This window comes from Actinoplanes sp. SE50/110 (assembly GCF_900119315.1).
Taxonomy (GTDB): domain Bacteria; phylum Actinomycetota; class Actinomycetes; order Mycobacteriales; family Micromonosporaceae; genus Actinoplanes.
The window spans coordinates 5,291,591-5,310,482 of record NZ_LT827010.1; the positions used below are offsets into that span (position 1 = coordinate 5,291,591).

Sequence of the window (18,892 nt, forward strand, 5' to 3'; positions counted from 1 at the left end):
GTCGAACCCAGCCTCCCCGTGGCCGTCGGACGTGCAGGACAAATCTTTCACATCACCCGGCCGCTGTCCAAGATCTCAATGCCCGGATCTCGCCGCCAGGTGTCGCGCGAGGGTGACAGCGGCCTCCCGGCCGGCCCGGTTCGCGCCCACGGTCGACTGCGACGGGCCGAAACCGATCAGGTGTACGCGCGGCTCGCCGGCCACCTGCGTACCGGCCATCGCGATACCGCCGCGGGCGTTGCGCAGATGCAGCCCGTCGAGGTGCGCGAGCGCCGCCTTGAAGCCGGTGGCCCACAGGATCACCTCGACGCTGGTGAACGATCCGTCGGCCGCACGGACACCGTGCGGCTCGATCGCGGTGAACATCGGCCGGCGCTCCAGGGCGCCGCGCTGCCGGGCGGCCAGCGCGTACGGCGTCCAGGCCAGTCCGGTGTAGGACACCACGCTGCCGGTCGGTCGGCCGGCTTCCACGTCGGCGACGACCTTCGCGATCGTCTCCCGGCCGGCCACCTCCGGCGTGAAGGCGTCGGTCCGGAAGACCGGCTCGCGCCGGGTGTACCAGAACGTCGCCGCCACCCGGGAGATCTCCTCGAGCTGCTGCACCGCGGAGATCCCGCCGCCCACCACGGCGACCCGCCGCCCGCGGAACTCCTCGGCCGACACGTACTCCCGGGTGTGCAGTTGCCTCCCGGCGAAGGTCTCCTGCCCCGGATAGTGTGGCAGCACCGGATTGGTCCAGGTCCCGGTCGCGTTGATGACCGCCGCGGCCGACCATTGCCCGCGGTCGGTTGCCACGACCAGATCAAGACCCTTCTCCCGTACGTCGATCACCCGCACCGGACGCCGCACCCGCAGCCCGTTGGCCCGTTCGAAGTCCGCGAAGTACCGCGGCACCGCCGTGCGGCTCGGCTCCTGCGGATCCCCTTGCGCTCTTGGGAATCCGGGCAGGTCGAAGATCCCGTTCACGGTCGCCATCCGCAGCGATTCCCAGCGTTCCCGCCACGCTCCCCCGGGCCCGTCCGCGGCGTCGAGCACCACGAATTCCAGCCCGCGCCGCTTCAGGTGGTAGGCCGCGGAGAGCCCGGCCTGACCGGCCCCGATGACGACGATCGGCGGCCCGGACCGGCCACTCACGCGACGCTGACCGACCGGATCGAGTTGCCGAACGCGATCCGGTCGATGGCCGACACCGCGCTGGCCGGATCCGCCGCCGCGCCCAGGGTCAGCAGCAGCGGCACATAGTGGTCGGCGGTCGGATGGGCGACGTCGGCGCCGGGCGCTTTCGCCCGGTAATCGGTGAGCGCGTCCACGTCGCCGCGGGCCAGCGCGTCCGCCGCCCAGGCGTCGAAGGCCCGGGTGTGCCCGACCAGTGCGGGATCGCGCATCACCGCGAAACTGTGCGTCATGAATCCGGAGCCGATGACGAGAATGCCCTCGTCCCGCAATGCGCGCAGCCGCTGACCGAGGCCGAGCAGCGCTTGCGGGTCGAGGCTGGGCATCGACAGCTGCACGACCGGAACGTCGGCCGCCGGGTACATGGCCATCATCGGGATGAACGCCCCGTGGTCGAGACCGCGGTTCACGAACTGGTGCACCGGCCCGGTCCGACCGAGTGTCCCGGCCACCCGGTGGGCCAGGCCGGTGGCGTCCGGACTGGCGTACGGCAGCGTGTAGTAGCGCGGATGGAAGCCGCCGAAGTCGTAGTAGAGCGGGGTGCCGGCCGCGCTGCCGGACAGCGCCGCGGGCGCGTTCTCCCAGTGCGCCGAGACGATCACGATGCCCCGCGGTTTCGGCATCGACTGCCCCCACCGGAACAGGTCGTCGAGCCATTGCGGGTCGTCGAGCGTCGGTGGCGCCCCGTGGCTCACGAACAGCGCCGGCAGCGCCCCGTCGGCCGGCTCCCACACCCGCTGTGCCCGGGCCTGCGGCAGCACCCGGGCCAGCAGCGCGTCGTACGCCGCGGCCGGCCGCGCCGGGTCAAGCTTCGCCTCACGAGACACGTCGCCCTCCGATGACTTCATGTGTTAAGTCAACAGTATGACCTCATGACTTCAAGCTGCAAGTCATCGAGGCTATGCTGAGGGTCATGACCGACGAGGCGCAGCCGCGCTGGCTGGACGACGACCAGCGCCGGACGTGGATGACCCTGATCGGCCTGATGGCCCGCCTGCCGGCCGCACTGGACGTGCAGTTGCAGCGCGACGCCCAGCTCACCCACTTCGAGTACCAGGTGCTGGCCGGCCTGTCCATGGCGCCGGAGCACACCCTGCGGATGAGCGCCCTGGCGGCCTTCTGCGAGGGCTCCCTGCCCCGCCTCTCCCAGGTGGTGACCCGCCTGGAGAAACGGGGCTGGGTCCGGCGCACCCCGGACCCCGCCGACGGCCGTTACACCCTGGCCGTCCTCACCGACTCGGGCTGGCAGAAGGTCGTCGAGACCGCCCCCGGCCACGTCGCGGAGGTGCAGCGCCTGATCTTCGACCCGCTGACCCGGGCCCAGCAGCGCCACCTGCGCGACATCGGCCGCCGCATCGTGCGCACCATCGATCCCGACGACCCCTGCCTCACCGACGATCCGGACTGAGACCACACTGGCGTGTCGAGCGGCACGCGACCTCGTACCAGCGCTTTCCCGACGGCCTCGCGTCCCAGGACGTCCTGGACCTGTCCGTGGCTTTTCGGGCCGGACGTTCCGCTTCACAGTGGCTGTCCGGTCGCCGCGGTCGCGCCGCGCCGCCATGCGCTCGTGGTGGCTCTGGGCGGGGTCGGGAGTCCGCGGTTCAGCGGTGGTAGGTGCGCCGGCTGGTGGATCGCGAGTTGCCGGCCCGGTCGTAGGCGCGGATCTGCACGGTGAACTTCCTCCCGTACTTCGCCGGGTTCAGGACGAAGGCGAAGGCAGCTCGGGTGTCGTCGGCCACCGGCTTGCCGTTGACCAGCAACTGCACCCGGGCGATACCGTTGCGGTCACTGGCGGCCGCGGTGATCGTGGTGGTCCTGGCGATCCTGGCACCGTTGCGGGGCGCCTTGCCGAACGTCACCGCGGGCGCGGTGTTGTCGACGATCACGGTGCTCGAGGCGGTGCTCTGGTTGCCGAGGCTGTCGAGCACGATCCAGGTGACGGTCCGGTCGCCGTCCGCGCCGGCCGGCACGGTGGCGCTGGGGTAGGAGAAGGGCAGTCCTGCCCCGTCCGCGCCGGTCAGGTAGGAACGGCCGATGCCTGAGGGATCGGTGGCCGTGACGGCCGTGGTGAAGCGCGAGCCGTGGACCAGGGTCCGGTCGCCCGGGGTGACGGTGACGACCGGCCCGCTGAGGTCCACCCCGGAATCGCCGGCGGTGGTGTGGGCGACCACCGTGATGGCGTAGCTGACGCCGTTGGTCAGGCCGGTGATGGTGCAGGCTTGGGCGTCAGTGTCGGTACTGGTGCAGGTCGACGGGTCGGCCGTCGTGGTGGTGAGGTGGATGGCACCCAGCTTCCCGGTGGTTCTGGTGGTGATGCACGGGGTGCTGGCGGACGAGCACGGGTCGTTGGTCGCGGCCGCCGAAGCGGTGTAGCCGAGCAGCGTGCCGGCGCCCAGCGAACCGGGCTGCCACGACACCGCGATGGCCTCGCTCTGCGGTTTCACGGCGGTGACCACCGGCGGCTGCGGCCGGTCCGCCGGCGGCACGGCAGCCGGGGTGGCCGGCGCGGACGGGCTGCTGAGCGGGGAGGTGCCGGCCTTGGTGGTGGCGGTCATGGTGACCGTGTAGGCGGTGCCGTTGGTCAGTCCGTTGATCGTGCAGAGCCCGCTGTGGCTGCTGCTGCTGCTGATCGTGCAGGTCTTTCCGCCCGGGGAGGCGGTGGCCGTGTATTTCGTCGGCGTCTGCCCGCCGGTGTCCGCCGAGATCCAGGACACGGTGATCGCCTTGTCGCCGGCGGTGGCGGTCACGCCGGTCGGCGCCGGCGGGCCGGCGGCGGGGGTGACCGCTGCGGACGGGACGCTGGCGTCCGAGGTGCCGACCGTGGTGGTGGCGGTCACGGCGACGGTGTAGGCGGTGTCGTTGACCAGACCGGTGATCGTGCATGTCGTGGCGATGACGCTGGCGCAGGTGCTCCCGCCGGGCGAGGTGGTCGCGGTGTAGCCGGTGAGCCTCCCGCTGCCCAGATCCACCGGAGCCGTCCACGACACGACGAGCTGCCCGTCGCCGGCGGTGGCGGTCACGCCGGTCGGCGGTAGTGGACCGGCGGCCGGCGTGACCGGCGCGGACGGATCGCTGGCCGCCGAGGTGCCGACGGTCGTGGTGGCGGTCACGGTGACCGTGTAGGCCGTGCCGTTGACCAGACCGGTGATCGTGCATGTCGTCGCGGTGACGCTGGCGCAGGTCTTCCCGCCGGGCGAGGTGGTCGCGATGTAGCCGGTCAGCCTCCCGCTGCCCAGATCCACCGGAACCGTCCACGACACGACGAGCTGCCGGTCGCCGGCGGTGGCGGACACGCCGCTCGGCCGCAACGGACCCGCGACCGGGGTGACCGGCGCCGACGGGCCGCTGGCCGTGGAGGTCCCGACGGTCGTGGTGGCGGTCACGGTGACCGTGTAGGCCGTGCCGTTGGTCAAACCGGTGATCGTGCATGTCGTCGCGGTGCCACTGGTGCAGGTGTTCCCGCCGGGTGAGGTGGTCGCGGTGTAGCGGGTCAGCGTCCCGCTGCCCAGATCCGCCGGGACCGTCCACGACACCGCGATCTCCCGGTCGTCGGCGGTGGCGGACACGCCGGTCGGTGGCAGCGGCCCGGCGACCGGCGTGACCGACGCGGACGGGTCGCTGGCCGCCGAGGTGCCGACGGTCGTGGTGGCGGTCACGGCGACGGTGTAGGCGGTGCCGTTGGTCAGACCGGTGATCAGGCATGCGGTCGTGACGCTGGTGCAACTGTTCCCCCCGGGCGAGGTGGTCGCGGTGTAGCCGGTCAGCGCCCCGCTGCCCAGATCCGCCGGGACCGTCCACGACACCGCGATCTCCCGGTCCCCGGCGGTGGCGGACACGCCGGTCGGCGGCAGCGGCCCGGCCGGTGACGGGAGCGGCGGCATGCCCACCGGCGACGACCGGTCCGTGATGCTGCCGTCACCGAGCTGACCGGTCTCGTTGAGTCCCCAGCAGTAGACCGTGCTGTCGCTGCCCAGCGCGCACGTGTGGTACCAGCCGGCAGTGAGCCGGCTGAGGGTCACCCCGGCCGGGACGGCCACCTCCACCGGGCTCGACCGGTTCACGGTGCCACCGTCGCCCACCTGGCCGTAGTACCCGTACCCCCAGCAGTAGGTCCTGGTGTCGCTGCCCAGCGCGCAGGTGTGGTTGCTCCCGGCGGTGAGCCGGGTGAACGTCACCCCGGCCGGGACGGCCACCTCCACCGGGCGCGACCACCGCGCGGTGCCGCCGTCGCCCAGCTGGCCGGTCTCGTCGAGGCCCCAGCAGTAGGTCCTGGTGTCGCTGCCCAGCCCGCAGGTGTGGAAGCCGCCGGCGGCAAGCTGGGTGAAGGTCACCCCGGGCGGGGCGGCGACCGCCACCGGGCTCGACCGGTTCACGGTGCCGCCGTCGCCCAGCTGACCCATGCCGCCCATGCCCCAGCAATAGGTTCCGGTGTCGCTGGCGAGCGCACAGGTGTGGTAGACGCCGGCGGCGAGCTCGGTGAAGCTCACGCCCGGCGGGGTGGCCACCTCGACCGGGCTCGACCGGTTCGCGGTGGCGCCGTCACCCAACTGGCCGTCGTTGCCGATCCCCCAGCAGTAGGTCCTGGTGTCGCTGCCCAGCGCACAGGTGTGGCGGTCGCCGGCGGCGAGCTCGGTGAAACCGACGCCTGCCGGGCCGGCGACCGCGACCGGGCTCGACCGGTTCGCGGTGGCGCCGTCACCCAACTGACCGTAGTCGCCCATGCCCCAGCAGTAGGCCTTGGCGTTGCTGCCCACCCCACACGTGTGGGCCTGCCCGGCGGTGAGCTGGGTGAAGCTCACCCCGTGCGGTGCGGCGATCGCCACCGGGCCCGACCGGTACACGGTGCTCCCGTCGCCCAGCTGACCCTCGGCGCCCCGGCCCCAGCAGTAGGCCCCGGTGTCGCTGAGCAACGCGCACGTGTGACCGTTCCCGGCGGCGAGCTGTACCACCCGGCTGCCCGGCGACCGGGCCGCGGCCGGCGCGGCGACCATCGCCGCCAGCAGCACGACTGCCCCGGCCGTCACCACTGTCCTGCTGATCACACCGCTCGCCATGACAGCCCCGCAGACCGTTGATCGCGTTTCACCCGGACTCATCCGTCCAGCGGATTATTGGACCGGCGGCGACCCGTTGGGAGGAGTTCGCGGGAAACCGCCCGCCGTCCGGGTGCTGGTTGTACCGAGCGCGGCAGGCGGGGGTGGATGCTCTAGGCGCGGCCTCGCGGCAGGCAGCACTTCTTGTACTTGGTGCCGGATCCGCACCAGCACGCCCCGTTGCGCTCCGGGGGCCACGGGATCGGCCCGCTGCCCGTGGCGATCTGCCGCGCGTACCGGGCGCGGACCTCGGCGTCGGCCGGATCACCGTCGCGGCCGGCCGCCTTGCGCAGGCCCTCGGCCGAGCCGCGCAGCGCCGCCAGGTTCGCCTGGCCGGCGGCGGACAACCGGGCCAGCAGCCCCTCCAGCCGGGCCCGGTGCGCGGTCCAGTCCGCGCCGTACGCGTCCGCGAGCCCCGGCCACTCGGCGAGCACCTTGCCCAGCTCGCTCTCCGGGAAGAACAGCAGCTGGTCCCCGGTCGTCGCGCCGGCGCCGGCGAGCCTGTCCTCCAGTCGTTGCGCCAGGTTGTCGTGCGCGTCGTGCGGGAGGTTCAGCGCGTGCCGCACCCGGTGGCGCTGCTGCAGCAGGAACAGCAACTGCCCGGCCTCGTCCGGCCCGGACGGCTCCGGCCCGCGCTCGGCCAGGGCCGCCTGCACCGCTTCGCTCAGCCACTGCTCGGCGACCCGTAGCCGGCCGCCGATCTCCAGGGCCACGCTCAGATACGCCGGCGCGTCCGGATACTGCTCCAGGGTCGGCCGCAACGCCTCCAACTCGGCCATCGCCTCGTCGCCGCGACCGATGTGGAACAGCAGCCGGGCGCGCACCGCACGGGCGCCGGCGGCCGGGCTGTCCTGCCGGTCGCCGTAGGTTTCCACGGCCCGCTCCGCATAGCGCAGGGCGGCCTCGAACCGCGACCGCGTCTCCGCGATCTCGGCGGCGAGCACGAGCGCGGCCCCGGCGTCGGCGGGATCGGCGAGCCGCCCGTTCTCCGCGGCCTCGGCCAGGTCGGCGGCCAGCCCGAGCGGGTCCGCCTCGCCGAGCGCGGTCTGCCGGATCTCGAGGAGGTCTGCGCTGGTGAGTTCAGCTTTCAAAGGCACGACGACACAGTACGTCGACTCCCACCGACGAAAGCACCAAAAAGGTCAAAGAGGTCAAACCTCGTACGCCGCCAGCACCGCCGCCGTGACCGCCTCCACGGTCAGGCCCGGCGCGGTGTCCTCGATCGCCCCCACGGTGCCCGGATCGAAGTCATAACCCAATCGGCGGTACGCGGGTGTCAGCACGCCCCGCAGCCGATCCGCGCCGCGGACCTGGATCACGGTGCTGAACAGCCAGCCGTCCCGGGTGACCCGCTGCGCCGAACCGGCGATCTTGGCCGCGCCCACGTGCAGGCTGTACTCGCCGGGACAGTACTCGCCGGGCACCGGCCCGATCCGGGCGTCGACCCCGAGCCCGGCCAGCAGGGCCGCGTGCATCGCCGCGTACCGCTCGAAGCGTTCGGCCGGGGCGGGCGCCTCCGGCCCCGAGCGGTGCACGTGGTCGATCACCACGCTGCCCGGGTGGTATGCCGCGAGGCTGCCGCCCTGGGGACGTACGACTGGGTCGAAATCGGATGCGCGGACCGCGAGCAGCGCACGGTCGTAACCCGGCCGCAGCGTGTCCCGGCGGCTGAACGCCGCGGTCGGCGCCGGCGAGTAGACGCGCAGGATGTCCCGCGCGTCGCCGAGGCCGTCGCGGAGCAGCCGGGGCCCGAGCGCGGCATCCTGCGCCGGGCCGCCGACGTCGCCGGTGAACAGGATCACAGTCGGGCGATCACCGAAGCCGGGTTCTCGATGGCATCGGCCACCGAGCGCATGAAGCCGGCCGCCGTGCCGCCGTCGCACACCCGGTGGTCGAAGACGAAGCTCATCTGGGTGATCTTACGAACGCACAGCTCGCCGTCGACCACCCAGGCTCGATCGATCATCCGGCCGAACCCCAGGATCGCCACCTGCGGGTGGTTGATGATCGCCGCGCTGCCGTCGACCCCGAGGCTGCCGTAGTTGTTCAACGTGAAGGTGCCGTCCGGGCCGCTCACCCGCCCGGTGCGGGCATCCGCGGTGATCCGCCGGATCTCGTCGCCGAGCCGCGCCGTGGTCATCGTCTCCGCACCGGCGACCGCGGGCACGACCAGGCCGCGCTCGCCCTGCACGGCGATGCCCAGGTCGATCCGATCGTACTGGACGATCTCCTGCCGCTCGGCGTCGAACCGGGCGTTGAGCACCGGGAACTCGCGCAGCGCGGCGACCGTGAACCGGGCCAGATAGGCGAGCAGGCCGGGCCCGCCGGGGTTGCTCTCCCGCAGCCGCCACAGCTCCGTGGCATCGACGTCGACCCACACCGTGGCCTCCGGGATCTCCGCGCGGCTGCGGGTCAGCGCGGCCGTCACGGCCTTCCGGAAACCATTGAGGGGTACGCGTTTCACCCCCTCCGCCGCGGCCGGCACCGCCGCCGCGGGCGCGACGGCCGGGCGGGCCGCCGCGCGTTCCACGTCCGCCCGGGTGATCACCCCGCCGCGCCCGGTGCCCTGGACCGTGCCCAGTTCCACCCCGGTGGTCCGCGCCAGGTTCCGCACCAGCGGCGAGATGACCTGCGGCGGCCGCGTGTGACCGGAATTGGTCAGGATCGGGCCGCGCGGCCGGCGCCGCCGGGTGGTGGTCGTGGCGGCACCGGACGTCCCGTAGCCGATCAGCACGTTCCCCGAGCCGGCCCGCTCCTCCTCACGGTAGGTTTCCGTCGCCGTGGCCACCTCCTCCACGGTGATCAGCGGCTCGCCGACCGCCAGGGTGCTGCCGGCCGCGGCGTGCAGCGTGGCGACCCGCCCGGCGAACGGGGTCGGCACCTCCACCACCGATTTGGCCGTCTCCACCTCGGCCACCACCTGGTCGACGGCGACCGTGTCCCCCTCGGCGACCAGCCACTGCACGACCTCCGCCTCGGTCAGGCCCTCCCCGAGGTCCGGCAAACGAAAGATCATCACTGCTCCCAGTTGAGGTCGTCGACGGCGTCGAGCACCCGGTCCACGCCGGGCAGCTGGAAGTGCTCCAGCTTCGGCGGCGGGTACGGGATGTCGAAGCCGGTCACCCGGCGGATCGGTGCGGCCAGGCTGGTGAAGCAGCGCTCGGTGATCCGGGCGACGACCTCGGCGGACACCCCGGCGAAGCCGGCCGACTCGGCCACCACCACGGCCCGCCCGGTCGACGCGACCGCGGCGCACACCGTGGCGTCGTCGAACGGCACGATCGACCGCAGGTCGACCACCTGCAGACTGCGTCCCTCGACCTCGGCGGCCGCGGCGGCCTCCAGCGCCACCGGCACCGAGGGTCCGTAAGCGATCAGGGTCGCGTCGGTGCCCGCGCGGCGGATGACGGCACTGCCGATGCCGGGCGCACGGACCGGGAACTCGATCTCCTCCTTGCTCCAGTAGAGCTTCTTCGGTTCCAGGAAGACCACCGGGTCGGGATCCTCGATGGCGGCCCGCAGCAGCGCGTACGCGTCGCCCGGCGTAGCCGGCGCGACGACCTTCAGCCCCGGCGTGTGCGCGTAGTACGCCTCCGACGAGTCGCAGTGGTGCTCCACCCCGCCGATCCCGCCGGCGTACGGCACCCGGATCACCATGGGCAGCGACACCCGTCCGCGGGTCCGGTTCCGCATCTTCGCCACGTGGCTGACGATCTGCTCGAACGCCGGATAGGCGAACGCATCGAACTGCATCTCGACGATCGGGCGCATGCCGTTCATCGCCATCCCGACGGCCATCCCGACGATCCCGGACTCGGCCAGCGGTGTGTCGAAACAGCGCGTGTCGCCGAACTCCGCGGTCAGCCCGTCGGTGATCCGGAAGACCCCGCCGAGCGCACCGACGTCCTCCCCGAACAGCACCACCGTCGGGTCGTCCGCCATCGCGTCGCGCAACGCCTGGTTGAGGGCCTGGGCCATGGACAGTTTCTCGTGGACGACGGTGGCCATCAGAGGGCTCCTTCCCGGCTGAGCTCGTCGGCGACCAGCGCGGCCTGTTCCCGCAGTTGCGGGGTGGGGGTGGCATAGACGTACGCGAAAAGGTCGTCGGGGTTGGGGGTGACGTCCCGATGCAGCCCGTCGCGCAGGTGCGCGGCCGCCCGCTCGGCGTCCGCGGTGAAACCGGCCTCGATCTCGTCGGTGAGCGCACCCCGATCCCGCAGGTGGGTGCGGAGCCGGGTGATCGGATCGCGCTCCACCCACGCGGCGACCTCGGCCTCGTCGCGGTAGCGGGAGGCGTCGTCGGCGTTGGTGTGCGCCTGCATCCGGTAGGTGTGCGCCTCCACCAGCTGCGGCCCCTCGCCGGCCCGGGCCCGGGCGACCGCCGCGCCCAGCACGCTGAGCAGCGCGGCCACGTCGTTGCCGTCGACCCGCTCGCCGGGAATGCCGTAACCGATGCCCTTGTGGGCCAGCGACGGGGCGGCGCTCTGCCGGGACAGCGGCACACTGATCGCGTACTCGTTGTTCTGCACGAAGAAGACCACCGGCGCGTGGAAGACCGCGGCGAAGTTCAGCGCCTCGTGGAAGTCGCCCTCGCTGGTGCCGCCGTCACCGCACATCGCCATCACCACGGTCGGCTCGCCGCGCAGCCGGGCCGCGTGCGCCACCCCGACCGCGTGCGGCAGCTGGGTGGCCAGCGGGGTGGCGTGCGGGGCCACCCGGTGCTCGTAGGGGTCGTACCCGCAGTGCCAATCGCCCTTGAGCAGGCTGAGCGCCTCCACCGGGTCGACACCCTTGACCACCGCGGCGACCGTGTCCCGGTAGGTCGGGAACAACCAGTCGGTCGCGTCCAGCACCTGCGCCGCGGCCACCTGGCAGGCCTCCTGCCCGTGCGACGACGGGTAGACGGCCAGCCTCCCCTGCCGGACCAGGGCGTACGCCTGGTCGTTGAGCCGCCGCGCGGTGATCAGCGCGGCGAGCGAACGGAGCAGCACGGCGTCTTCGGGCACCTCGCCGACGGCGGCGCCGCTGGGAGCGATCAGGGTCACCGGGCTGTCGGACGGCAAGAGCCGGCGGGGGTCAGGCGTCATGCCGATATCGTGTGTCGCCGGTCACCTATGTTCCATAATCTGAGACAGATCGAGAAAATTGCGTTCCGCGGGCGGCTCCGCAGAGCCAACCGTCCAACCGGACGGCCCGCCGGACCCAGAGACGGAGACAGGTGGCCAGCGACCTCGACGACATCGACCGGCGCATCCTCGCCGAACTCACCCGGGACGGGCGCCTGCCGATCCGGCAGCTCGCCGAGACCCTGCACATCTCGCGGGCCAACGCGTACGCCCGGGTGCAGCGTCTGCGCGAAGCCGGCGTGATCCGCGGCTTCCGCGCCGAGATCGACCACGTCGCGGCCGGCATGACGACATCGGCGTACGTCACCGTCAACCTGCACCAGGCCGAATGGCGCGAGGTCGGCGAACGCCTCCGGCACCTGCCCGGCGTCGTGCACATCGCCCTGGTCGGCGGCGAATTCGACGTGATCCTGCTGGTCCGCGCCCGGGACAACACCGACCTGCGACGACTCGTCCTCGACGAGATCCAGGGCATGCCCGGAGTGGTGAACACCCGGACCCTTCTGGTCTTCGAGGAGTTCGACCTCGCCTGACCGCGCACCTAGGATCGCGGCATGAGCATTCCCGCGGAGATCATCGCGAGCAAGCAGATCAGCCTGACCACGTTCCGCAAGGACGGCACGCCGGTCCCCACCGCGGTCTGGCACGTGGCGTCCGGCGACACCATCACCACGGTCTCCGCCGCGGCCGCCGGCAAGGTCAAGCGGATCCGCAACAACCCGCGGGTCGAGATCACCGCCTGCGACGTCCGCGGCAACGTCCCGCCCGGCGCGCAGACCATCGCCGGGACGGCGGTGCTGCTCCCGGATTCGCAGACCGACGCCGCCCGGCGGCTGCTGGAGAGCCGTTACGTCACGGCCCGGATCGGTGGCACGCTCGCCCGGCTGTTCCACATCAAGCGCCCGGCCGCCATCGGCATCGTCATCACCGTGTGAGCGGCCGCCATCGTCGCCCGCATTTCGGCGATCACCACCCGTCAATGGATCAGACCTTTAAGGAATCGTCGTGAAAGCATTCCGCGAAGCGGTCGAGGCGCGCGACAGCGCCGCCATCGAAGCCCTGCTCGCCGACAACGTCGTCTTCACCAGTCCGGTCGCCCACAAGCCCTATCCCGGAAAGCCGGTCACCGCCGCGATCCTGCGCGCCGTCCTGCGCGTCTTCGAGGATTTCCGGTACGTCACGGAACTGGCCGGCTCCGACGAGCGCGACCACGCCCTGGTCTTCCGGGCCACCGTCGGCGGCCGGGAACTCACCGGCTGCGACTTCCTGCACCTGAACGCCGACGGCCTGATCGACGAGTTCATGGTCATGGTCCGTCCGCTGTCCGCCGCGCAGGCCCTGGCGGAGGCCATGGCCGCCCAGTTCCCGCAGATCCAGCAGGAGGCCGCCCAGGGCTGACCGACGGTCAGCCGCCGGTCCGGGCCCCTCCCCGCGGTCTCGGCCCGCGGTGCCTCAATCGTCGCTGTACTTCTTCACCGTCGCGGTGATCAGCGAGCCCTTCCGGACCCTGGAGCCGGCTTTGCGGTCCTGCGCCAGCACGACCCAGTTCGCGTCGATCACCGGCAGGCGGTGGGCGCCGGTGTCGTCCTTGGCCGGGGCGACGATCAGGCCGGCGGCGCGCCAGATGTCCTGGGCTGACTGGTAGTCCCGCCCGACCCCGTCGGGCACCCTGACCATGGCCGGAGCCTTCCTGGTGGCCGGTTTCCGGGAGGCCTCCCGGGTCGGCGTCGCGGTCGCCGGGTCCGGAGTCGCCGGGACGGCGACGGTCGCGGCGGCCGGCCGCACCGAGGCGGCCGCCGACGTCTGCTCACCGCGGGAACAGGCCCCGGCCAGCCCGACGACGACAATGACCACCAGCGCGCCCCCGAGACGAGCCAATCGCCGTTTCCGCTGCTTTTCCATGCACTTTCCTAGCCTTGCAACGCCGTTTCCCAGCCCGATTCTATAAGGCCGCCACGGCCTCGTCCGGTCCCGATGCCGAAACTTTGGTATATGAATCATCGACTTTGGACGGATGCGCCGAAGGGGCCGTTGCCGGGAGATTGTTCCCATGGCGGCCACACTCCGACGGGCACTCGGCAGCCCGGCCCTGCGCATCCTGGTGCTGGCCCCGTTCTTCGGCGAGGGCCTGTCCGGCTCCAGCCCACCGCTGGACCTGCTGATGCCGGGGAGGCTCGCTTTCATGATGGCGCTGTACGGGTGCGGCGCCCTCGTGTGCCGCGACATCGCCCACCGGTTCCGGCTGGGCTTGCCCGGCCTGATCCTGCTCGGCGTCGCCTACGCCATCTGGGAGGAGGGCCTCGTCGACCGCTACTGGTTCCTCCCGGCCTTCTGGACCGATTCCGGCATCGGCTCCTACAGCGTCGTCGGGCACACCAACCTGCTGCTCGCCGCGCACCTCACCGTCTTCCACACCACGATCAGCATCGGCGCCGCGATCCTGGTCGTGGAGGCGCTCGTCCCCCGGGCCCGCGACCGTCCCTGGGCCTCCCGCCCGGCCCTGGGGCTGACCGGCCTGACGCTGGCCGCCACGCCGCTGATCTACGGTGAGTTCGCCCAGCGGCCGCCGGCCGCCGTCCTGGTCGCCACCGGCGCTCTGCTGATCGCCGTCATCGCGCTCGCCTTCCCGGTCGGCCGCCGCCGGCCCGGCGCACCCCCTGCCGCCGCCGGCCACTCACCGCGCCGGCGGACGCCGACCCGCCGGGACGACGGATCCCGCCCCCGAGGACGGCTCGGGGCGATCGCCTTCACCGGGGCGGCCGCCCACTGGATCCTCACCTACGCCGTGCCCGGGACCGGTCTGCCCTGGCCCCTCGGCCTGTCCCTGGCTCTGCTCCCCGTCGTCGTCGCCGCCCTGCTGCTCGCCCGGCTCGCGACCACGGGCCCGTACGGAGCCGACGGCCTTCGCGTGATCATCGGCCTGCTCACCTTCTTCGCCCTCCTCGACCTGCTGGTCGCCGCGCTGGGCCGCTACGACATGCTGCTCAGCGCTGCACTCGCCGCCTGGCTGGCGCGCCACCTGCACCACCGGCAGGCCGCCGGCCACCCGGGCCCGCCACGTGGCGTGAGCTCGGTAACGTCCGGGTGTGAATCGACGGGGATGGGTCCTGATGTTCATCGCCGCCAGCGTCCTGGCTCTGGTGGCGCTCGCCTCCAACGTGACGACGGTGAGCCAGCTGGAGGGTAGGGCGAACACCCTGTTGGCCGCTCGGATGACCCTCAGCGAGCTGGTCAACGCGGGAGCACTCTGGGCCGGGCTGGGCGTGCTGTCCGGGTGGCTCGTCCGCGGCCGCGCCCAGGCCGTCGTCGCCGGCATCATCGCACTGCTCACCGCCTGCGTGGTGCACTACGGCGTGGGCCTCGCCCTGGGCATGTTCGATGCGGGCGTCTGGGCGGACAACTCCTCGTGGTTCCTGGCCGCGGTGATCCTGGGCGGACCGCTCGGCCTGGTCGGCGCGATCGCCCGTCGGCCGGACGGCTGGGGCATCGGGGCCCGGCTCGTCGTCCCCGTCGGAGCCGTGATCCAGCCGTTCTACCTGGGGTTGTTCACCACCCCCGCGGCCCTGCCCTGGCCGGACCGCGCGGCCGATTTCATCACCGGGCTGACACTGGTGACAGCCGGCGCGACGGGCGGCTTCTGGATCCTGGCCACCGGCCGGCGACAGCGCGGCAGTGGCGAGCCGTGACCCGGGCGCGTGGAGCCGGTTCTCCCTGACCGCACCGGCCGCCGGGTGTCCCCTACCGGTGGGCGAGGCGCCGCAGCGCGGTGACATAGCGATCGGTCGCATACTGCTGGACCAGGCGGGTGACCGGGCCGCCCACGCGCGCCATCAGCGACGCCGGCCGGCTGAAGGCCCGGACCCGGAAGCGGACCTCTCCGGTCCCGGTGACAGCCAGCATGAACGCCTCCTCACCCGTCTCCGGATGACCGGGCAGCGTCCCGTAGGCGAAGCCACACCGATCCGGTTCGTCGACCGCGTACACCACCCGGCACGGAATGGCGAGACCGATCAGGCTCCCGCCGACCCGCAGGACCACGTTGACCCCGGCCGCGGCCCGCCCGTCGGCGTGGACCACGGTGAGCCCGGCCTCCTCATGCATCCGCCAGCCGAGCAGGGCGGCCCCGGCCCGCCGGAAGACCTCCGGGCCGTCTCCCAACCGCACGTCACGCGTCACGTGCCCGTAGCCCTCCGGCATCGACTCAGCCCGGGTGGCACCGACCTCCCGATAGGTCAAGGAGGCAGCGCCCAGCTCAGAACCCATTGCCCGCCGCATCCCGCCACGCTACTGCCCCGCCCGGTGACGTGCTCAGCTGCGGTGGTTACGCCCCCTCGTCCACGGCCAACCCCACCAGGTAGCCGACGAACGTGAGGTCACCCCGGTCCTGCCCCGCCACCGCGGTGTTCCGCACCGATACCGTGGTCCCGGACCCGGCGACCGGATGGAGCCCGTTGACGTCCGGCGACAGCGGGGCGTACCGGCAGTGCACCGCCTCGATCGACACCACGGTCCCGACCGTCGGCGGCACGCCTTCCGGCTCGTTCCCGTGATGCTCCTCCGCCTTGTCGACACTGCCGGCCAGGCCACCGCCCAGGAAACTCGCCAACCACTCGCGATCGAGATCCCGCAGCACCCAGGAAACCTCCTGGCCCACCGCGAACGGCTCTCCGCAGCATTCCAGCTGCCAACCGTCCACCCACACCGTGACCACCGGAGCCCCCATCCCTCGCACCGGCCGACACCATCACCATCCGGCCGCCAGGGCAAGGCGATTGCGGGCTGGAGCGGGCGGCAGCGTGCGCTACCTCCGGAGCGCTCGCCACCACTGTTCGTCGACGGTCAGTTCGTGCGTCTCCAGCAACGCCCGCTCGAACGCACGAGGGTCGACGGGCCGAGCAGGGCCTCGACGAGTGATCGCGAGGATCTCCTCCGGTAGGTGGACATCATGCGACTCCACGTAGTGCACCAGGCCCGCCGGCCAGATCAGATGTTCGCCGTCGGTCAGTTCCGTGCTTCCGTTGCCCACCCCGCATAGGTGGCACACCGAAATACCGGACATGGCGACGACCACGGTCCCCGAACGGAGATACGCGATGACCGCGTCCCGCTCCTGCGCCGCGACGTCTGCGCACACGAAGTCGCGGACATCCGGCCAGCCGTCCGGCGCCGCCGGATCGTCCCAGTAGCCGACCAGCCGCAGCGACTTCTGAGTCACCGGATCCCTCCGCCCACGAGCCGCAGAGTACCGGCCAACGGCGACCTACCTGCATCCACCCGACCGCAGGCGGCGATGGATGGCGGTGGCGAATCCGAGGTCACGCCGGGTGGGCTGGTAGGGATCCGGCAGGTGTACGCGGTCGGCCGGCACAGTGCGGGCAGCCTTCCGTTGGACGGCCGGTCAGGATGTCCGCTGTAAGACTGGCGGGGTGATCTCTTTTGCCAGTGACAATCACAGTGGGGCGCATCCTGAGGTGCTGGCCGCTCTCGCGGACGCCAATCAGGGGCATGCGGAGAGTTATGGGCGGGACCCGTTGACCGCCCGCCTGCAGGACGTCTTCCGCGACCATTTCGGCCCGACCGCCACCACCTATCCGGTGGTCACCGGCACCGGGGCGAACGTGGTGGCGCTGCAGGCCGCCACCGACCGGTGGGGTGCGGTGATCTGCGTCGACACCGCGCACATCCACGTCGACGAGTGCGGCGCGCCGGAACGGGTCGGCGGGCTGAAACTTCTGCCGGTGCCGGCCGTGCACGGCAAGCTGACCGTGGCGGCGATCCGGCGGGAGGCGTGGGGTTTCGACGATGAACACCGCGCCCGGCCGCAGGTCGTGTCGCTGGCCCAGGCCACCGAGTCGGGGACCGTCTACACCCCGGACGAGGTGGGCGAGATCGCCGCGTTCGCGCACGAGCATGGCATGGTCGTGCACCTGGACGGCGCCCGGATCGCGAATGCCGCCGCCCATCTCGGGGTGCCGCTGCGGGCGTTCACCACCGACGCCGGAGTGGACATCCTGTCGTTCGGCGGTACGAAGAACGGCATGCTGTTCGGGGAGGCGGTGGTGGTGCTCGATCCGCGGCTGGATCGGGGGCTGGAGCATCTGCGCATGTCGTCGATGCAGCTGATGTCGAAGATGCGGTTCGCCTCCGCCCAGTTCCTGGCGCTGCTGCAGGGTGATCTGTGGCTGCGCGGCGCCCGGCACGCCAACGCGATGGCCACCCGGCTGGCCGACCGGGTGCGGGACCTGCCGGGGCTGACGATCGACCGCCCGGTGCAGGCGAACGCGGTGTTCGCGCGGCTGCCCGCGGACGCCCTGGCCACGCTGCACGAGCAGTTTCTCTTCCATGACTGGCCGAGTGGCGAGGCGCGGTGGATGACGTCGTTCGACACCACCGCGGCGGATGTCGACCGGCTGGCAGACGCCATCCGGGCGGCGTGCCCAAATCGGGTGAATTACTCCCAACGGTGACACCAAACGGGCTCGGAGGGCGGAGGATGGCGCGCAATGAGACCGAAGCTGCTCGCGGCCCTCGCCGCCCTCACCGTGACCCTGCCGATCGGATCGTCCGCGCAGGCCGCGCCCGACCCCGCGCCGAACGGGCGGATCTCGCTCGCCGACCTGCGGGAGGCGACGCTCGACGTCCCGGCCTGGCCCGCGGACAACGTGCGGGGACCGTCTGGGCGCCTGCACTTCCACCGGGGTCAGGTGCCGGTCGAGGGAGGGAGCGTGGCGGAGGGGCAACCGCCGTACGGTGACTCGATCCTGATCCTGTCGGTCGCCTATGGCGACGTCGATCATGACGGTGCGGACGAAACCATCGTCACGTTCGGTTGTCTCATCGAGGGCGGCAGCAAACAGGTCGTGGTGTACGACCGGGACGCCACCGGCGCGATCATCTCCCTCGGGCGGGTGGCGGCGACCACCGGACCGGTCCGGGACATCCGCGCGGACAGCCCGAAGGTGACCGGCGGGGTGCTGACCACGGCCGTCGCCGACTATCAGCGGTGCTGCGACGACCGTACGCCGCAGATCTGGCAGACCCGCGGCTACGCCCTGCGGAGCGGCAAGTTCGTGCAGGTCAGCGGCCCACGAAGGATGCCGGTCAACCCGCACGTGACGGACGCGTCGATCACCGCCGGTCCGCTGACGCTCGGGCCGGAGAAGGACGGTTTCCGGTACGGCACGACCATCGTGACCGTGACCCGTCACCGGGGTGCGCGACCGGAACAGTTCACCCTCTCGTTCTTCCCGCCGGAGGGCCTGGAACGCTCCGGCGCCGGCTGGCCGAAGGTCACCGAGGAGCCGGACTGGTTCCGGGTGACGGTCCCGGCCCCGCCGTCCGACGACACCGTCAGCTACCCGTTCACCTTCCGGCGCCCGGCCGCGGCCACCGGCGGTGAGCTGGACATCGAGCTGGGCACGGTGCCGGAGATGGGCCTCGCCGTCCCGTGGACCGCGGACGCGGCGGCGCCGATTCGTCCGTAGGGCTCACGCCGGG

Annotated in this window: 20 protein-coding genes; 8 read left to right on the forward strand and 12 right to left on the reverse strand. The window is 72.2% G+C overall.

From position 1 onward, the window contains the following. Positions 1-75: 75 nt before the first annotated feature. Positions 76-1,134, reverse strand: a complete 1,059-nt coding sequence (locus ACSP50_RS43510) for an FAD-dependent oxidoreductase (protein ID WP_014691821.1) — start codon at positions 1,132-1,134, stop codon at positions 76-78. Beyond that, positions 1,131-2,021, reverse strand: coding sequence for a class III extradiol ring-cleavage dioxygenase (locus ACSP50_RS43515; protein WP_085945593.1), 891 nt, complete (start codon positions 2,019-2,021; stop codon positions 1,131-1,133). Before ACSP50_RS43515 ends, ACSP50_RS43510 begins: the two co-directional genes overlap by 4 nt. Positions 2,022-2,086: 65 nt before the next feature. On the opposite strand from ACSP50_RS43515, the gene ACSP50_RS23730 reads away from it, so the two are divergent. Beyond that, on the forward strand, positions 2,087-2,581 hold the full coding sequence (locus ACSP50_RS23730) for a MarR family winged helix-turn-helix transcriptional regulator (protein WP_043515224.1): 495 nt from the start codon (positions 2,087-2,089) through the stop codon (positions 2,579-2,581). A 196-nt stretch (positions 2,582-2,777) separates the two neighbouring features. On the opposite strand, the gene ACSP50_RS23735 is transcribed toward ACSP50_RS23730, so the two are convergent. The 6 genes from ACSP50_RS23735 to ACSP50_RS23760 form a co-directional block, all read right to left on the reverse strand. Beyond that, positions 2,778-6,230, reverse strand: a complete 3,453-nt coding sequence (locus ACSP50_RS23735; RefSeq protein WP_014691824.1) for a fibronectin type III domain-containing protein — start codon at positions 6,228-6,230, stop codon at positions 2,778-2,780. 152 nt (positions 6,231-6,382) lie between these two features. After that, positions 6,383-7,366, reverse strand: coding sequence for an SEC-C domain-containing protein (locus tag ACSP50_RS23740; RefSeq protein ID WP_014691825.1), 984 nt, complete (start codon positions 7,364-7,366; stop codon positions 6,383-6,385). A gap of 54 nt (positions 7,367-7,420) precedes the next feature. After that, complete coding sequence (locus tag ACSP50_RS23745; protein ID WP_014691826.1) at positions 7,421-8,071, reverse strand: hypothetical protein; 651 nt, start codon at positions 8,069-8,071, stop codon at positions 7,421-7,423. Continuing rightward, positions 8,068-9,285: a dihydrolipoamide acetyltransferase family protein gene (locus ACSP50_RS23750; protein ID WP_014691827.1), complete on the reverse strand. Its 1,218-nt coding sequence runs from the start codon at positions 9,283-9,285 to the stop codon at positions 8,068-8,070. The genes ACSP50_RS23745 and ACSP50_RS23750 overlap by 4 nt, the downstream gene beginning before the upstream one ends. Continuing rightward, on the reverse strand, positions 9,285-10,277 hold the full coding sequence (locus ACSP50_RS23755; protein WP_014691828.1) for an alpha-ketoacid dehydrogenase subunit beta: 993 nt from the start codon (positions 10,275-10,277) through the stop codon (positions 9,285-9,287). Before ACSP50_RS23755 ends, ACSP50_RS23750 begins: the two co-directional genes overlap by 1 nt. Next, a complete protein-coding gene (locus ACSP50_RS23760; protein WP_014691829.1) occupies positions 10,277-11,356 on the reverse strand; it encodes a thiamine pyrophosphate-dependent enzyme in 1,080 nt (359 codons plus the stop codon). Before ACSP50_RS23760 ends, ACSP50_RS23755 begins: the two co-directional genes overlap by 1 nt. Positions 11,357-11,487: 131 nt before the next feature. Here ACSP50_RS23760 and ACSP50_RS23765 point away from each other — a divergent pair, with 131 nt between their 5' ends. From ACSP50_RS23765 to ACSP50_RS23775, 3 genes are all read left to right on the forward strand, one after another. After that, positions 11,488-11,928, forward strand: coding sequence for an Lrp/AsnC family transcriptional regulator (locus ACSP50_RS23765; protein WP_014691830.1), 441 nt, complete (start codon positions 11,488-11,490; stop codon positions 11,926-11,928). 21 nt (positions 11,929-11,949) lie between these two features. Beyond that, positions 11,950-12,330 (forward strand): PPOX class F420-dependent oxidoreductase, encoded by a 381-nt coding sequence (locus ACSP50_RS23770; RefSeq protein ID WP_014691831.1) that lies wholly within the window; start codon positions 11,950-11,952, stop codon positions 12,328-12,330. 70 nt (positions 12,331-12,400) lie between these two features. Next, entirely contained in the window at positions 12,401-12,793 is a 393-nt protein-coding gene (locus tag ACSP50_RS23775) for a nuclear transport factor 2 family protein (protein WP_014691832.1), read from the forward strand. A gap of 54 nt (positions 12,794-12,847) precedes the next feature. Here the strand turns inward: ACSP50_RS23775 and ACSP50_RS23780 are convergent, their stop codons facing one another. Further along, entirely contained in the window at positions 12,848-13,297 is a 450-nt protein-coding gene (locus ACSP50_RS23780) for a PASTA domain-containing protein (protein ID WP_014691833.1), read from the reverse strand. Positions 13,298-13,445: 148 nt separating this feature from the next. Here ACSP50_RS23780 and ACSP50_RS23785 point away from each other — a divergent pair, with 148 nt between their 5' ends. Both ACSP50_RS23785 and ACSP50_RS23790 read left to right on the forward strand, forming a co-directional pair. Next, positions 13,446-14,582, forward strand: a complete 1,137-nt coding sequence (locus ACSP50_RS23785) for a hypothetical protein (protein ID WP_014691834.1) — start codon at positions 13,446-13,448, stop codon at positions 14,580-14,582. Continuing rightward, positions 14,482-15,081, forward strand: a complete 600-nt coding sequence (locus ACSP50_RS23790; protein WP_043512052.1) for a hypothetical protein — start codon at positions 14,482-14,484, stop codon at positions 15,079-15,081. Before ACSP50_RS23785 ends, ACSP50_RS23790 begins: the two co-directional genes overlap by 101 nt. Before the next feature lie 52 nt (positions 15,082-15,133). Here ACSP50_RS23790 and ACSP50_RS23795 read toward each other — a convergent pair whose 3' ends face one another. From ACSP50_RS23795 to ACSP50_RS23805, 3 genes are all read right to left on the reverse strand, one after another. Beyond that, positions 15,134-15,670, reverse strand: coding sequence for a DUF1990 family protein (locus ACSP50_RS23795; protein WP_063714017.1), 537 nt, complete (start codon positions 15,668-15,670; stop codon positions 15,134-15,136). Positions 15,671-15,716: 46 nt separating this feature from the next. Continuing rightward, on the reverse strand, positions 15,717-16,118 hold the full coding sequence (locus ACSP50_RS23800; RefSeq protein WP_014691837.1) for a DUF6578 domain-containing protein: 402 nt from the start codon (positions 16,116-16,118) through the stop codon (positions 15,717-15,719). Between the two features lie 78 nt (positions 16,119-16,196). After that, positions 16,197-16,610 carry a hypothetical protein gene (locus ACSP50_RS23805; RefSeq protein WP_014691838.1) on the reverse strand — a complete coding sequence of 138 codons (414 nt, stop codon included), beginning with the start codon at positions 16,608-16,610 and terminating at the stop codon, positions 16,197-16,199. Positions 16,611-16,821: 211 nt separating this feature from the next. On the opposite strand from ACSP50_RS23805, the gene ACSP50_RS23810 reads away from it, so the two are divergent. Both ACSP50_RS23810 and ACSP50_RS23815 read left to right on the forward strand, forming a co-directional pair. Next, positions 16,822-17,862: a low specificity L-threonine aldolase gene (locus ACSP50_RS23810; protein ID WP_052311701.1), complete on the forward strand. Its 1,041-nt coding sequence runs from the start codon at positions 16,822-16,824 to the stop codon at positions 17,860-17,862. Between the two features lie 36 nt (positions 17,863-17,898). Continuing rightward, a complete protein-coding gene (locus ACSP50_RS23815; protein WP_014691840.1) occupies positions 17,899-18,879 on the forward strand; it encodes a hypothetical protein in 981 nt (326 codons plus the stop codon). Positions 18,880-18,892 lie beyond the last annotated feature (13 nt).